At 44.9% G+C, this 15,503-nt stretch carries 8 protein-coding genes and 4 pseudogenes; 1 reads left to right on the top strand and 11 read right to left on the bottom strand.

The window, feature by feature from the left end; translation table 11 throughout:
• Positions 1-53: 53 nt before the first annotated feature.
• From JCM10512_RS06180 to JCM10512_RS06170, 3 genes and pseudogenes are all read right to left on the bottom strand, one after another.
• Positions 54-302 (bottom strand): DUF3098 domain-containing protein, encoded by a 249-nt coding sequence (locus JCM10512_RS06180; protein WP_044161439.1) that lies wholly within the window; start codon positions 300-302, stop codon positions 54-56.
• Between the two features lies 1 nt (position 303).
• Positions 304-3,446, bottom strand: a pseudogene (locus JCM10512_RS06175) (glycosyltransferase family 117 protein).
• Between the two features lie 139 nt (positions 3,447-3,585).
• On the bottom strand, positions 3,586-4,674 hold the full coding sequence (locus JCM10512_RS06170; RefSeq protein WP_044161437.1) for a tetratricopeptide repeat protein: 1,089 nt from the start codon (positions 4,672-4,674) through the stop codon (positions 3,586-3,588).
• Between the two features lie 169 nt (positions 4,675-4,843).
• On the opposite strand from JCM10512_RS06170, the gene JCM10512_RS06165 reads away from it, so the two are divergent.
• Entirely contained in the window at positions 4,844-5,464 is a 621-nt protein-coding gene (locus JCM10512_RS06165; protein ID WP_044161683.1) for an HAD family hydrolase, read from the top strand.
• Positions 5,465-6,190: 726 nt separating this feature from the next.
• Here JCM10512_RS06165 and JCM10512_RS06160 read toward each other — a convergent pair.
• The 8 genes and pseudogenes from JCM10512_RS06160 to JCM10512_RS06125 form a co-directional block, all read right to left on the bottom strand.
• Positions 6,191-6,997: a DUF4846 domain-containing protein gene (locus JCM10512_RS06160; RefSeq protein WP_044161435.1), complete on the bottom strand. Its 807-nt coding sequence runs from the start codon at positions 6,995-6,997 to the stop codon at positions 6,191-6,193.
• 140 nt (positions 6,998-7,137) lie between these two features.
• Positions 7,138-7,866, bottom strand: a complete 729-nt coding sequence (locus JCM10512_RS06155; protein ID WP_044161433.1) for a DUF6064 family protein — start codon at positions 7,864-7,866, stop codon at positions 7,138-7,140.
• A gap of 6 nt (positions 7,867-7,872) precedes the next feature.
• Positions 7,873-8,359, bottom strand: a pseudogene (locus tag JCM10512_RS06150) (threonine/serine exporter family protein).
• A pseudogene (locus JCM10512_RS06145) lies at positions 8,356-9,059 on the bottom strand (threonine/serine exporter family protein). Before JCM10512_RS06145 ends, JCM10512_RS06150 begins: the two co-directional pseudogenes overlap by 4 nt.
• Positions 9,060-9,575: 516 nt before the next feature.
• Positions 9,576-9,827, bottom strand: coding sequence for a hypothetical protein (locus tag JCM10512_RS06140; protein ID WP_044161680.1), 252 nt, complete (start codon positions 9,825-9,827; stop codon positions 9,576-9,578).
• Positions 9,828-9,908: 81 nt separating this feature from the next.
• Complete coding sequence (locus JCM10512_RS06135) at positions 9,909-10,457, bottom strand: RNA polymerase sigma factor (RefSeq protein WP_044161431.1); 549 nt, start codon at positions 10,455-10,457, stop codon at positions 9,909-9,911.
• A gap of 179 nt (positions 10,458-10,636) precedes the next feature.
• A pseudogene (locus JCM10512_RS06130) lies at positions 10,637-13,726 on the bottom strand (DUF6298 domain-containing protein).
• Positions 13,727-13,790: 64 nt separating this feature from the next.
• Positions 13,791-15,473, bottom strand: a complete 1,683-nt coding sequence (locus tag JCM10512_RS06125) for a thrombospondin type 3 repeat-containing protein (RefSeq protein WP_044161678.1) — start codon at positions 15,471-15,473, stop codon at positions 13,791-13,793.
• Between the last annotated feature and the right edge of the window lie 30 nt (positions 15,474-15,503).

Here is a 15,503-nt window from a genome sequence, read left to right as displayed (position 1 = left end):
GACTTATTTAAGCTTTTTATGATATTACCGCATGGAGATCCGCCTCTCTTTGTCTATTTCTTTCGAGCCACCCACAAGATACCTGCTACGTTGAGCAGATAGCCCGAAAGACAAATGATCGGTGCGATACGTATCCGCAGCGGGGCGAATATATCAGGATTGTAGGCGGTTAGCGTACTCCCCTCACCATACATTAAAATATAACCGACTATAATCAGCAAGGAGCCGAGTAGTAAGATAAGCCAGTTTTTTGCCCCCATTAGCGCATAACGCTCTTTTTGTTTGGTTTCCGGATGTTTCATTTTATTGCGTTGAATAGTTTTTCATTAGTTGAGTGAAATAGGTGTACTTCTCTTCAAAGCGTTGCTTGCTCGTCCGACAAGCTTTTTCGCTAACCCTTTGCAACAACTCATTGCATTGGTTCCATTGCCAGAAGCGATACAGACATTCCCTTTCCAGAAAATGCAGATTACTGCTTCCGAACGAGAAACTCCAATTGACATAACTTTCCGCCTCCGCAATGAGGTACGTTAAGATCCTTTCAGCTTCCGCATTCTCACCCAAAGTGGCGTAAGCAGCTGCCAGATCGAATGCCCACTTTCGTACACTTCGGGAACATTGTAGGCAGGAAGCACTTGGCGAGCATAGGACAATACCTTGCGGGCACGCACCTCGTCGTCCTGTTTCAAGAGCTGTGTGGCAAGCTGAGCAAAGAGTCTGCGATGCGAGTAACAGATGCGGCGGGTTGTTTCATCCAGATAGAGAGGGTGCGCATCCAAACCACCATATTTATATCTATCCATCAGGTTCTCGTACAGTCTTTCTACATCCATGGCATAACTGTTAGGCTGTTGTGCGTCTCCCCACTGTTGGTAATCGAAGGGAGTAAACCGATAGGCCAGCCCCTCCATAACAAGGAAGTTATCCAGTTTGAGTTTGCTGACCGCTCCCACCGATATGGCCATGTACAGGGGGCGTTCCCAATTACAGTTAGCCAGTACCTCCAACACCAGTAGGTCGACTTTGGTAAGCATACGCATACCTTTGAGTGATATTTCCATACGATCGGGCAAAGCATTGCGCAGCTCATCCCCTTTCAAGTGACGAATAGCGGCGGGAAGCATGATATTAGAGCGAAGTAAGGCTTCCTTATCGATTGGCAAGCTGATTGTATCGGTGGGAATAATATGAAACTCCGGATTCTCGGCAAAAGCCAATATTTCAAGATATTTCGAACATCAAACGGATCTTCGCCAAAGGTTTGGCGAGCCTCTTCCGGATGTTGCTGATAAAACGCTTGAATCTGCCCTTTCAGCTCGGGACGTATTTCTACATACTCATTCGTTCCCTCCTGATACTGCTTCCGCTTCCAGGGGATGGGAAGTCCGGGAGCCTCATAGAGGGGACACTGTTGCTGGTAGATATACCAATCAGTCTGCGCATAACTCAGGTTGCAGATACGAGCGTCTCTGCGGACCTCTTCCGTATCCTGATTATACCACAGCGGAAAGGTGTCGTTGTCACCGTTACAGAAGATGATGGGATGTCCTTGGTCGGGAAGCGTCATCAGGTAATTAGAACCAAAGTCGCGACACGTATACCGGTTGCTCCGGTCGTGATCATCCCATGTCTGGCTACCCATTTGGATGGGAACTAACAAACAAAGTAACATCGACAGACAAACAGGAAGCAGACGTGTGCGCTTCTTCCGAACCCATTCGCACAATCCGGCAGCCCCCAAGCCCATCCAAATAGCAAAGACATAAAAGGAGCCGGCATACGCGTAATCTCTTTCGCGGGGCTGATCGGGAGCCTGATTGAGATACAGCACGATGGCTATTCCCGTCATGAAGAAAAGAAAGAACAGAACACTGAACTGCATCTTCCCCTGTTTCCCCCGCGTCCACTGCCACCCTATACCCAGTAAACCGAGTATGAGCGGTAGAGCGTAATACACATTGTGTCCCTTATTCTGCTGTAAAGACTGAGGTAGCAACTGTTGGTCGCCCAAGCGCAGGTTGTCTAATACCGAAATACCTGTCAGCCAATTGCCATGCTCGCTTCGCCTGTACTTTGATAGTCATTTTGCCGGCCAACAAAGTTCCACAGGAAGTACCTCCAATACATGTGATTGAGCTGATATCGGATGAAGTACGTCAGATTCTCTTTCTGAGTAGGCAGTTTCCCTTCTCCACCAGACCAACTCTTGTACGCCTCAGTCGCCCGGTCATTCCACATCCGGGGAAAAAGCATCTTTTGTGTGTAGCATACTTCCTCTCTGTGACGGATCACCCGATAGATACCGGCTTCCGGATCGGGACGGTAAATAGCATCGCCTTTCTTGGTTTTTATTCTGAGGTAATCACCGTCGGGAGTGTATTCCGGTTCGGAAGCGTAACTTTTACCATAGAATAAAGGTACACTTTCATACTGTTCGCGGTTGAGGTAGCTCTTGAGGGTGAAAATATTATCCGGAGCATTCTCATTGAGTGGCGGATTGGCGTTGGAGCGGATTAAGATGACAGCGTAACTCGTGTAACCGATTGTCAGCATGAGTATGCACCAAGCCGAAAGTTGCACGACACGTTTCTTAAATCGCCACAGAAGAACGCCTACCAGCAGAAAGAACAGGAGCAAGAAAACAAGCAGTCCGGTGTGGAACGGAAAGCCTAATACGTTGACAAAGAGTAACTCAAACCATCCGCCTACTTCTGCCATTCCGGGAATATAGACAAACAGGATGAAGGCAATCAACAGACCCGATACGAGCACCGCCCCTACCGCTCCCTTGAAAGTCACTGAATGTCGTTTCTGCTGATAGTAGTAAACCAATACAATAGCCGGGATACAAAGCAGATTGAGTAGATGAACACCGATGGAAAGGCCTATTATATAGGCGATTAGGATAATCCAGCGATCACCGTAAACCGAATTGGATTCATCTTCCAGCGGAGTATCAGCCAGAATACGAATGCGGTAAGAAATGAAGAGAAAGCATAGACTTCGCCCTCTACCGCACTGAACCAGAAAGTATCACTAAAGGTGTAAGCCAAAGCTCCAACCGCTCCACTACCTAAGATTAGTACGACATCAGATATCTGTAGCAACTGACATTTGTCAGGCACAATCAGGGGCTTGACCAAGCGGGTAATGCTCCAGAAAAGGAAGAGAATACAACCCGCACTGAGTAAGGCATTCAGCAAATTGACTGTCAAAGCTATATGAGTCGGTGAATCGGCAAACTGAGTGAACAAATTACCTACTAACATATAGAACGGTGCGCCGGGAGGATGCCCGATTTGAAGTTTCTCGGCACAAGAAATAAACTCGGGGCAATCCCAGTAGCTCGTTGTCGGTTCGATGGTAGAACCAAATACATAGGCGGCAATTAGAAAGAGTATCCAACCGCCTGCGTTATTCCATCTTTTAAATAAAACTAGGTTCATTATACTGCATTTTTTACTTGCAAAAATACAGTACTTCGGCCTCAAACGCTATTTTTAACGCGGACGACTACGGATGAACTAAGCGGGCAAACGGCTGATAACCAGACATACCCACCGGACGGGAACGGACATTTGCGGACTAGAGGGATTTGACGATCTCTTCCAGTGATTCTTTGGAGTCGGCAAACGGCAATTTCTCTGTTTTTATTCGGGATATTCTCCGCGTTAAGGTTTCCGAACTACTCTTCATGAGGTCGGCAAAGCAGGAGGGTTGAATGCCTTCACGCAGAAACGCACAAACACGCAAGTCTTCTTCGGTCAGCTTGGGACTCATCGTTTTCAACTTCGACACAAGTCCGTAGATGTTTTCTTGAAGTTGCAGGAGCTCACACCAATCATTCTCCGTAAACGCAAACGCTTTGGATGGCGTGTGCACCCGTTCTTTCAATCGCCTGACTTTGGATATCACCGGAGAACTTTCATAAATTTGTATCTGGAGTGATTGATATTTTTCTTCCAGGTGCGTGCACTGAAGTGCCAGCTGATCGGATTCCACCCGCTTACTCAACATCTCTTCTTTAAAGAAACTGAGTTGGGAACGGACCGATCGATTCTTTTGCCAAATAACGCCGAGGAGCAAGGACAATACGCCCAAAACTCCCAGCGCGGAAGACAACAGAAGGGGTGACTGCTGCTTGGCATCGTTTAACATCAGCTGACTGGCGTACGCTTTTCTTTCCATTTCGAGTGCTTCATCAAAGTTGCCGTTTCGTTGGTAGTAAAGACTGCAACGCTTGCATACCTTGGTCAAGTGATCATATTTTTCAGTAAGAGCCGCCAGTCGAATCGCTTCCATGAAGTGAGTCCCGGCTTCTTCTTTTCGGCCTAAATCGCTTTCCACACAGGCCAAATAGTAGTAGGCCTTCGACTTATCATAGGCGTTTCCATGCTTTTCGAAATACAATACAGCTTTTTGGATCTGCTCATCGGACGTGTGATGCACGTTTTTATCTTCGTCGGCTTGCGTGCGAAGCAGATAATACTCAGCAAGTTGGGCTTCGTTCATTTGGTCAACTTGAATACTTTCTAATAGAATGGCGGCCGTATCCGGGTCTTGCCCCATCAGTTGTGCGGCTTTATCCAATCCTTGTTTCACATGGCTCCCCTCCGGGTGACAGGCGGCCAGCGAGAAGAGCAGCAGGTATAATAAAATGCGGAGATTGTCCATAATCGTCTTTATCAGTGGTTTGATATGCAAATATAAAAAATATTACTTAGTAAAAATAGTTTGTGTACCTGATTTTAATGTTTCCTTTTCTTGATAAAGATCAAGCGTTCCGTGTTTTTTAATAAAAAGTTTAGACGTATCTTTGTACCGCAAATTAAAACAGAACATTATGATAAAGAATCTGGTATTCGACTTCGGAGGGGTTATTGTAGATATTGACCGGGATAAAGCAGTTCAGGCTTTTATTAAAATAGGCTTACTCGACGCAGACACGCGTTTGGATAAGTATCACCAAACAGGCATTTTTCAGGATTTGGAAGAAGGTAAGCTGACAGCGGATGAATTTCGGAAAGAACTGGGATTATTGTGCGGACGTGAATTGTCGTACGACGAGACTCGGCAGGCATGGTTAGGCTTCGTCAGTAATGTCAACTTGGATAAACTGGATTATGTTATGGAATTGAGAAAATCCTATCGAGTGGATATATTGAGTAATACCAATCCTTTCGTCATGTCGTGGGCATGTAGCACGGACTTCTCACCCAAACAGATACCGTTGTATAATTATTGCGATAAGATGTATTTGTCGTATCAAATGGGCCATACGAAACCGGCACGGGAGATATTCGACCAGATGCTTGCAGATAGTGGTTTGCTTCCGTCCGAAACATTGTTTATTGACGACGGCGCTTCGAATGTAAAGATCGGACAGGAACTAGGCTTCCAAACATTCCAACCGATAAACGGAGCCGACTGGCGGGAAGAGTTGAATGCCATCTTGAAAAGATAAGATTTACTCCGATTACCCATTTGTCACTTTTGACATTTTGTATTTTAGAAAGCAAATGCCGGGCTTGTTTCGACCAATGGAACAGGCTCGGCATTTTTATTTAATTCTAGCGTCATTAGAATTTCTCAGATTTCTTTTAAAACACAAGATGCGTTTTTAATTTGTCTTCCAATGCGCAATTATCATTTCTATATGCACAATAAAATTCTATTTTAATTATCTTATTGTTATATTCAACCGAACTATATTCGGATGTAAACTAGAGTTTAGGACTGAAAAAGGCAAGCATTCGGACGGGAAGACGGGGGCAAATTCTTTTTTGCCCGCAGCTTACTGAGCAAAAGCCCAGGGCTTTCGTTCCTTTTGCCCGGCTCTCTTTTGTCTCTTGCATACTTCATTGGTGTATTTGTGTGGTTTGTACGGTCAACTTGACGCAAAAGTATTGTTGTTTTCACTCAAAAGAGTGTATGTTTTCACCAAAATGTATACTTGTTTTAGCTTGGTCGACCGAATGTTTCTAATTCGTCCGCTAAGTGACTAGCTAACAGGCTATAAATGATTAATGCATGGGATAGGTAATGCGACTATATGGTGAATAAATGTTGGCGAAAGGCTGTTTTAGCTATCATATGGAATCGAGTCTTCGGCTCTCCTACCTGCTTGCCGGGTTCTTGCAAATCTGCTCCATCCCGACATCTTCGAGCTACCGGACTGTTGCCTTATCCGTTATTTAAATCGTTTCAAGTCCTTCTTCTCAAAAGTCCATTCGGGTGTGTACAATTTGCCGGTATCCGACTCTGTCAACTCATACCAGGGGGACAGATTAGGCTGTGTCGGATTGACCAATACATGAATTTGTTGTGCAGGCATATAACTTTGTGCCAACAGAAAAACCTTCTTCCCTGCCGGATTAACCGCAACATCGACCACTATGACGGCGTGCCCCGGATATCCACCTTGAATAAACACATCCCCCGGTTGCAAGGAGTTGTATGAAACCGTGACCAACTCTTTCGAAAGAGAAGCCGTTCCGGCATACATGAATACCACATCCAGATAATTGCGGAATGTCTTGTACGAATAGTCTTTTCCGACATTGGAGGTGTACCATTGCACCTTATTTCCATTAACTTGGATGCGCTTACCTTCCGCCCAATTCGTATAGTCCGCTGGGAATCCACTGGTGAAGTTGAACCTGATTGCCTCATACTTCTTCTGAGCCCAGAGATATTCCGCCCGCAAGCGAATCACCGCATCGGCACATTGCTGTAGGTCTCGCTTACCAATCTCCATATCTACCACCGCAAACGTAGGGGCCTGATTGCGTTTCTCCTGTCCGTTATAGAGTTTGACCTTGGTTCCTTTGGGGAAAAGTGGCAACTGACGTAAATAAGTGGTGAAGGTTTGTTTGTCTGAGGACGTGCGGACATATCCCTTCGGTGGAGCGATCTTCTCGATCGTCTGTCCCCAAGCAGCGGTGCAGGAGAGCAGACACAGCAGACTGTATGCGTAGATTCGTTTCGTGATCTTCATTTTTCAAAGATAACGTTTCCCTATTAAAACAGCAAATCGGAAAAGCCGAAAAAGAATCTTCCGGAACATAGTTCAGTTGCCTGGGCAAACTGGCTATATTCCGGAAGATTCAGTTATATACTCAACGAAGGGAAAACGAATTACCCTTTAGGCATCAGTTCTAAGAACAAAGTCGTTGTTAAAAGGATAGCCAGTCCGATGCAGACGGCGATCAACAGCCAATTGATATACTTGGCTTTGGGCTTGGTATCGGCGTGTAAATTGCTCAGGAAGTATTCGCGGAAGAATAAATAGAGTCCCGGTATTGCGGCACTGGCAAGCAAAAAGTCTTCTGGAATCTGGAAGAAATATGTCTTCGAGAGTCCGATTAATGACCAGTGACAAAGAAAAAGCACGAGGAACATATTGACCCGACGCGCAAACAACAGCAACAAGCCGATGGTGAATACAACGACCGAACAAGGCATTACCGGCGAAGTCATCCCCGGAAAGGTCAATCCACGTGCTAACGATACCAATGGATAGACAAAGGGCATCGCCAATAAAATGTAAGAAAGGAAGTCGTACTTATACGTACGTTCAAACGTGGTATAATCGGTGATTAGGTCCCAGACCCAGATGACAGCCATTACTCCCCAGAACAACGCCATCACCCCGTTGTAACTCCGTTCGGCACAATATATATAGTAATACACAACCGCAATCCAAGTGTATAGCACAATCATATACCCCTTCATCAGTCGCTTGCTCCACTCTGAAGGTTTATGAACGAGCATCGCTGTCAGCACAATGCCAATCAGGACAATTACAACCTGAAGTATCCAGGTTGCCGAATTATAATACGCAATAGTTTTCCAAAAGATTTCCATATTGACCTATTTGTGTCTGGTTAATGAAAAAGCTACCGGGAAATAAGAACATAGGGAACGTAGCACCCACTGCCAACATGAAAATAACGGTGCTGGCCACCATCGTATTCGAAAAGAACATTCCCATATACTTATCTAACCGATCCGGCTCATTAACGGTTTGCAGGCACATGATCAATGAGAAAACCATGTTGTAGGCAAACTTACCCGGAATCATCGGAAGCAAGGCCGGAATATAAAGAACGGTCATCGGGCAATAGACCTTTTTACCAAGCCATAAGCTCCCAAAGCCAATGACCAATCCACCAAAAAGTGAAGCGGTGGCTATATCTATGCCTAAATAAGTCATCAGACAAAAGCGACAGGCGTGTCCCACAGCGGCCAATATTGCAATCATCTTGAATGCTCGCAAGGGAGGATCGGAGATAGCTCCAAAGCCGATACCCGCCACTGCGGCAAAGAAAGCGTCGGTTAAAATATCAAGTGCGATCATATCAAGCTGTTTTTTACCATTAATAAAGTGAACGAAAGGCCGATTGCTATGCTAACAATCAACAAAGAGGCTTCTGTCAGTCGGGCAAATCCGGTGAGGACATAACCTTCCACAACATCAATCACGCCATTAATCAAAGGTACACCCGGTACGAGATACAGCACACTGGTTGCCATAGCGATTTCCGAGGTTGTATCAAAGATCAAGCAGTCGAAGCACAGAGCGAAGCCACAAATGCCGAAACGATGAAAGTAACGTAATGGTTGATCTTTTTCTTCTGCATCTGCTGCTTCAGGAAAAAGCCGGTAATGGTTGCCGAGAACACAATGCCCATAGAGCATAAATCTCCACCAAAGAGTTTACAGAAAGAAGCATTGGCGAATCCTACCAATATCAATACGAACAACGGATGTATCTTGGGAGCATTGATAATCGTATAAAACTTAGCTGTCAGCTCTTCCAGCGACATTTTATTGTCGAGGGCTTCCCAACTCAATGTGCTCAACTCAGAATTGTGCTCGAAGCTTATGGGGTGTGACGGGATGTCGACTACCTCATTGCATGCTTCATTTATCTCCGGATCGATAATCGTCAGTATGATGTTCTTATGGAACACACTTAGTTTGACATCAACGCCAAAAGCGTCACCGATACGTTTCGAGTTACGCACCACCCTTGATGTATGAACACCGGCTCCCATCAGATGGGCTGAATATTCAGCAATAAATTTACTTATTGATAATAAAGATTCGCTTGTCTTCATGCAGTAATATTTTGAAATCGGGTGCAAAATTACAAAAAAAGATGGCTCGGAGCGGATAAAGCCTGCATATTTTTGGAAAAAGAATGCAATTGTCTTCTGTCTGTATGCAAGCAAGGAATCGGGTAGAAACCTCTGCCGACGAAACCATCTTCAGCTATTCCTATAACATTATCAAGCTATATAAAGTTGATTCGATTTCATTAATCTGTTTTTCACCGGCTTACAAAAGAGAAGGAGCCAAATCTTGCCTATACTGACTTAGTTGCGTACAAAGACCGACGCGTACCGGCCCCTACCAGTTATCTCTTGCCTGAAGAGGGTTCAAGCATCCCTTGCCTGCCCACTAAAAAGGGCCTAAAAAGAAAGACTGCAATTCAAATAGGGGGATGTAAAGTTCACATAGTCCTTTACCCCACTATTTAAATTACAGTCTTCTAGTTTTAACTAACCTAATTACAGTTTTCCTGAAAAACTTTCTACACTACTAATTATCCTATTTTCTAATTCCTTGCACTCACCTGTTGTAAAATCACAGGCTATATCTGCGGGTGCCAACAATATCTGTTTGGCCTCTTCTACATCTGTTATTTGTTCCGGATGCTCTTTCAGATAAGTCTCCCAACAAGAGACCGCATCCTGAGACACCTCAAACACATAATTGATGAAACTATCATCCGTCAAAAAATCTTTTACCTTAGAGCACATACTTGCATCCATTTTAAGCTTTTCAAATATAGGACGCAGCAATAATTATAATGTACTCACACTAACATCTTTATTTTCCTATTAACTAGCCAAAGTACGCAACTTGGTCAATCCCCTATGCATCAGGTTGCGTATCGACTGGTAATTCATATTCATTATCTCGCAAATATCTTCGTATTTCTTCTCCTCTATATAATAGAGTGTAAGAGCTTCACGTTGCCGTGGTGATAACTGATCTAACAAGCGCCGTACCAAAAAGAATTCATTTCTATGCCTTTCTTTCTCCATATAGAGATCTTCCACGTCAATGGGTGACGCAACGTTGGTATCTTCTACAGCTGTATCGGAGACATACATTTTCTTGCGTATCTCATCGCATAGCTTATTCTTTAATGATATAAACAAATAAGATTTCACATTCTCTATGCGGCCTAATTCATCCTTCTTCACATACAACTTCACGAATATATCATGGATACAATCTTTGAGTAGTTCTTTATCAAAAGTCAACTTCGATCCATAATTAAGCAGAATGTTTATATGCGAATTATATAACTGAGTAAAAGCAGTTAGGTCCCCTGCCTGAAAAGCAGTGAGCAAATTGTTGGCATTGTTATTAGTTTGTTCCATCACAGCAGTTGTTAGACTAAATTTGATGATGCAAAACTAAGGAGGAATCGGCGCAATATTAGGTAATAATTGGTTTGTGGAATGAAATATTAAGTATCATGTTATATAACATATTTTGTCTGTTATTACCTTATCTAAAGAAAAGCCCCTGCTAAGTGACTCTTAGCAGGGGCTCCGGTTTAACTCTTATGAAACCAATAAATACCGCTCTTCCCCTTGGGAGGCGTGAAGTTGTATAAAGCATTGACCTTCAGCTTCAGATTGATCGTTTCGATCTTCCCGGAGGATGGATTAATGTACTTTAAAGCATAGGTTCCACTGCCCAATTGAAGCGGGATGTTTACGTCCGACTTGGAATAAATGATCGCACCAATACCAATTTTTCCCAATTTGAGGTAATCCTTCGTACCAGTTTCTTCGACCTCCATGGCAGCTGCATCCGTCAGGAACGCTTGGTCCTTGACAGGGATGACGGGACAAGACCCTCCGGCCATAAATACGGCCCATCCGAATGACGGATAATTCTGCGAATAGAACGTAACCGCTTTTTGAGGGAACTTCTGACGGTACTCGATAACCGCCCGGTATGCGTCATCAAATGAAATCTTACCTACTTTCATTTGGCGCATATGTTGACGGGGAGCCATATTCTTACCACCTTCAGGAGCCCATACGGTTCCGTCGTCTTTATAATGCCAATACCGAATATCAATAATATCCACTACGGCCGCACGTTTGGAATCAGCCAGAATCGCATCTTGCACATCTTTAGTTGTACTCAAGGCAACCTTTGCTTTCTTACCGGTCTCGGCTTCCCATTCTGCTATTACATCCAGCCAGAACTGTACGAAATGTAACGGCCCGCTAAACTCGGCACTGGTCAACTGAATCACATTCGCGTCATCGGCAAAGTTGTTCAAGCATTGACGTATGTATTGCCGATGAAGTTCACGGCGTACCGGATGCTCAATGTCATAGAACATATCGGCCATGAAGATTCGTTTATCTCCGGCAAACGGAACAGGTTCGGGGAATCCGGTCTGATTAATGTTGTTCGCAGTGCGCCATGGACAGTCTACCAGTGAGCACCGGCTTCCAGAATATTGTGTTGGAAGTAGTTTTCATGGAACAGAAGCAGACCTTCATCAGCTCCTTTCTCGGCAAACTCTTTCAAACGAGCCCAGTACCATGCATTCGGACGCTTGAGGTCATATTTACTCAATCCTTCCCAAGCAGTACCTTGTCCGCTACGTCCAAAGGGTTGTTCATAGAATGGTCCCCATACATCTCCATCGCGACGGCGTACTCTTTCGTGATCATCCCGACGACGATCATACCAGAGTCCGTAGTTCTGGTCGAATACCAATAAATCCTTTTGCTTCATGAAGTTCACTACTGAATCAATGCGATCGGTCAGTCCCAGTCCCTCACGTCCCGGAACAAAACGGGTAATAGCAGGACTTGCTTTCTCTAAATAGTTCGTACGTAACTTGCCATTCCACCAAGGAGTAGAATGACTACCGCCAACTAACAAGGCGCCATCCATCTGAATGCGTCCGTTCGTAATGGAAATATCCGTATGCTTAACAGGAGTTTTGATTATCTTCTCCTTAATCGTATCAATCACCTTTAATCCGGTAGATGCCGTGGATGGAGCAAATTGTCCTTCTTCAATCCAATGTTGCAGGGTAAGTCGCGGAGTATAGGCTTCTTTGGCCAACTCCATGGCAACTTCTACTTTCGGGCTACTGCTTGCATTCGTATTCCGAGGTAATATACGAGCTCTTTCGTCTACTCCCTTTTGCAAACGTTCGGCTAGCTGAGCATAGAAAAGACTGCGAGGCTGCACATGGTTATTCGATTCGTCCCATTCTCCATCACCGGAGAACTGTGCCCAGCATCCGTAGGCACGGTTGGGTGCATCGGCTGCGGTGTATAACAATCGATTTCAGCAGCTGTACATTGCCAGAAAAGACTATTAGCCGTATTCCAACCAGCACCGTTTTTATCCTGGCCTAGATTCATGAAAGACAAGTTATGACCGTCGATGTTCACTACATCAAACAGCAAACCGCAAGCCCATGAATCGATTGAACCGCTAAAGCCCAACGATTCGTATGAATCACATTGTACAAAAGCATTCGGTCCCGGAGCACAATAACCTGCTGCGAAGTCGTGAATACCTTGTTCGGAGTAACAACGTTGGAACAAAGTCAACTGTCCTTGTGTATGGAAGGTGCATCGACGCATCCCTCCTATTTCGGATACCGGTTCGGTGGAGATACAGTCTTCTACAGTGATGCGGGCTCCTGTCCGTTGTACAATAACAGCGCTTCCGGCAAAATGACGGAAGTCAACACGTCGTACCCAACAGTTCTCGCATTCTCAACCGAAACACCTGTCCAGCAGTGATCTTCATCCTTCGGATATTGCTTGTTGTAGTCGGATGCGAGTGTTAGGTTCTCAACACCGGAATTCTGAATACGTCCGTTCCATTGGTAAGGGGTAACGAAAGAAGCACTAAACTTGCTATCCAAGGCTACTGTTAGCGGAGCATCCACCGTGACCTGATTGCCATTGACTGCTGTCACGGTACGGTCCCACGTGAGATCGGTATCTCCCTCTTTCCAACCCAGTGCACTGATTCCTCCTCCATAGATATCACATCCGATAGATGCGATCCAATCTTTGCTCGAAGGACGCGTAATCATAACCCGGTCACCTTTGCGTAATGATGTTCCCGAAGCGACTTCCAGTGTAAGCGAGTTGACCGGTACATAAGACGATAGCACAGCTAGGGAGTCTTTAGTGGTAACATCATCGAGTCCTTCTACATAAATGAGTGAACCTCTATCCACTCCTTTCTTTAGCAAGACGGTCTGTTTCTTATCCGCACCCCGTAAAACAACACCGGATGTGGCGATACGCAAACTACCGGATAACTGAAACTCGCCTTTATCCAATAGTACCGCACCACGAAAACCGGAAGCATCGGGCTTCAACGAAGATACATAATCGATGGCACGTTGGATACGCGCCGTGTTATCTCCTGTTTGGTAAGGGACAAAAACAGCCGTGCGGACTGCAGGAATGTCCTGAGTTGAATTTTGATAACCACAATAAGAGAAATCAAGAATTCGGTTTCCCCGGGAATCATTCACATACGTAATCCGGTCGTTCTTGACCTGTAAAGCAAAGGTTTGCGCATAAGTATGCGCAAACCCTGTACTCAAGATTCCCAGAAGGAGTGTTTTAAACTTTATATTCATCACAATAAACTTTATAAGTATCAATATAGTGTTCGGAAGTACTCTTCGAGTTGAAGAATACTGCTTACATCAGACTTGTCCGTTTGGCTAATGTATCACCATTATTCTTCGGGTTAGTCCAATCAATCTTCTTCTTGGTGTCCATACCATTGATGTACTTCTCAATATTGGTATATCCATCTCCATTACAATCTTTCACTGCGTCGGAAGGATCATTCGGATTCAATCCGTTGGCTATTTCCCATTTATCAGGCATGCCATCTCCGTCCGAGTCCACATACGATTCTCCCTTGTATTCGGGAAGTCCGCCTACCTGACGAATATCTGTGATGATTCCTTGTTTATACGAATCGACCGGTAAGCGTCTTTTTACATACGGAGAAACAAATTCGGGTGCATTCTCTACATAAGTGACTTTACCTGTCTTTACCGTTTTAACCACACGGGTATCTACAGCGTCCCGTCTGGGTAACGTAGCTCCTACATTATTTAAAACGAAAGTATAGGCAGATTTAGCATCCATGATTGTTACGGGAGCCATATCGAAAGGTTGTTCCGATTTGATCTGAGGTAAGAATTTGTTAGCATCTACGTTGTCGGCCAATTGAACACCACCGTCCCAGTTGTCACGGGTTACTTTAGCATTGCCATCCACAACGTTACCTTTAACAAAAGCTTTTCCAAAAGAGATCGGCTTGCTCTGATCCCTACCGGCTTCCGGTTTAAGGAGACGATAAGAAATCGGTTTGCCTACCGGAGTAATAGGTCCCGGTTTAAAATAATTATTAATAATATTATAGAAGCTCGTGTTATCCCCTCCGTCTACCGAACGGTTCCACCAGTTAAAGACTACGTTGTTGACAAAGTTAAATCCGCCATTCATACCTACCGAACAGTTACGGCTAATGTTAGACGCAAACAGATTGCGACAGAATGAACTGTTGTGACCGCCGATAGTAGCTCCGAAAGAGTGATTATACGTATCCAAGGCTTCGGAGAAGATCGAGTTCTGGATCGTAATGTTAACCGTTGGCAGTTTCAGTCCATAACCACTTTCGTCCCGATTGTATACGTGACGGTAGATAGACATATTCTCGTCCAATCCCCAACTTGCCGAACAATGGTCAACAATGATATTACCAACCGCATTACCTCCTACAGCGTCATCTCTGAAAGCAACATCTTGTGCTCCACGACGGAAACGCATGTGACGGATAACAACATCGTGGGTATCAATCAAGAAAGAGGACCCACTCACACAGACGCCATCGCCCGGTGCTGTTTGACCGGCAATTGTGACGTAAGGAGCACGCAGGTTGATCTGGCTTTTCAAATGAATAACTCCGGATACGTTGAATACAATAACTCGCGCTCCACCTGTTTCACAAGCTTCACGGAATGATCCCGGACCGGAATCGGCCAAAGAGGTAACAACAATCACTTTGCCGCCACGGCCTCCCGGTGTGTAAGCACCTCCACCCTCAGCACCCGGAAATGCCGGAATGTTACTCTTAACTAAATCCTCCGGCTTCGAAGCCCAAGGCTTGTAGGGACGTCCTTGTTGAGCTTCCTGCAATACGATAGGTAATGCTTTCTCCCATGCTTCGTTCGACCGCCGATCAATCTCAGCTTCCTGTCGGGCTGCCCGGGCTTTTACCGAATCCGGAATAACTGGATATTGGGCAGCTAACGGCAGTGTGCAGGCTGTCAGTATCCATACTGATAATGCTTTCTGAATGTTCTTCATTGTTTCAAATCGTTTATGTTTTAAATAGGA

Source organism: Bacteroides reticulotermitis JCM 10512, assembly GCF_000517545.1.
In the GTDB taxonomy this organism is placed as follows: Bacteria; Bacteroidota; Bacteroidia; order Bacteroidales; family Bacteroidaceae; genus Bacteroides; species Bacteroides reticulotermitis.
Note: the sequence above shows the minus strand (reverse complement) of the source record. Positions and strands in the feature narration are given on the sequence as shown.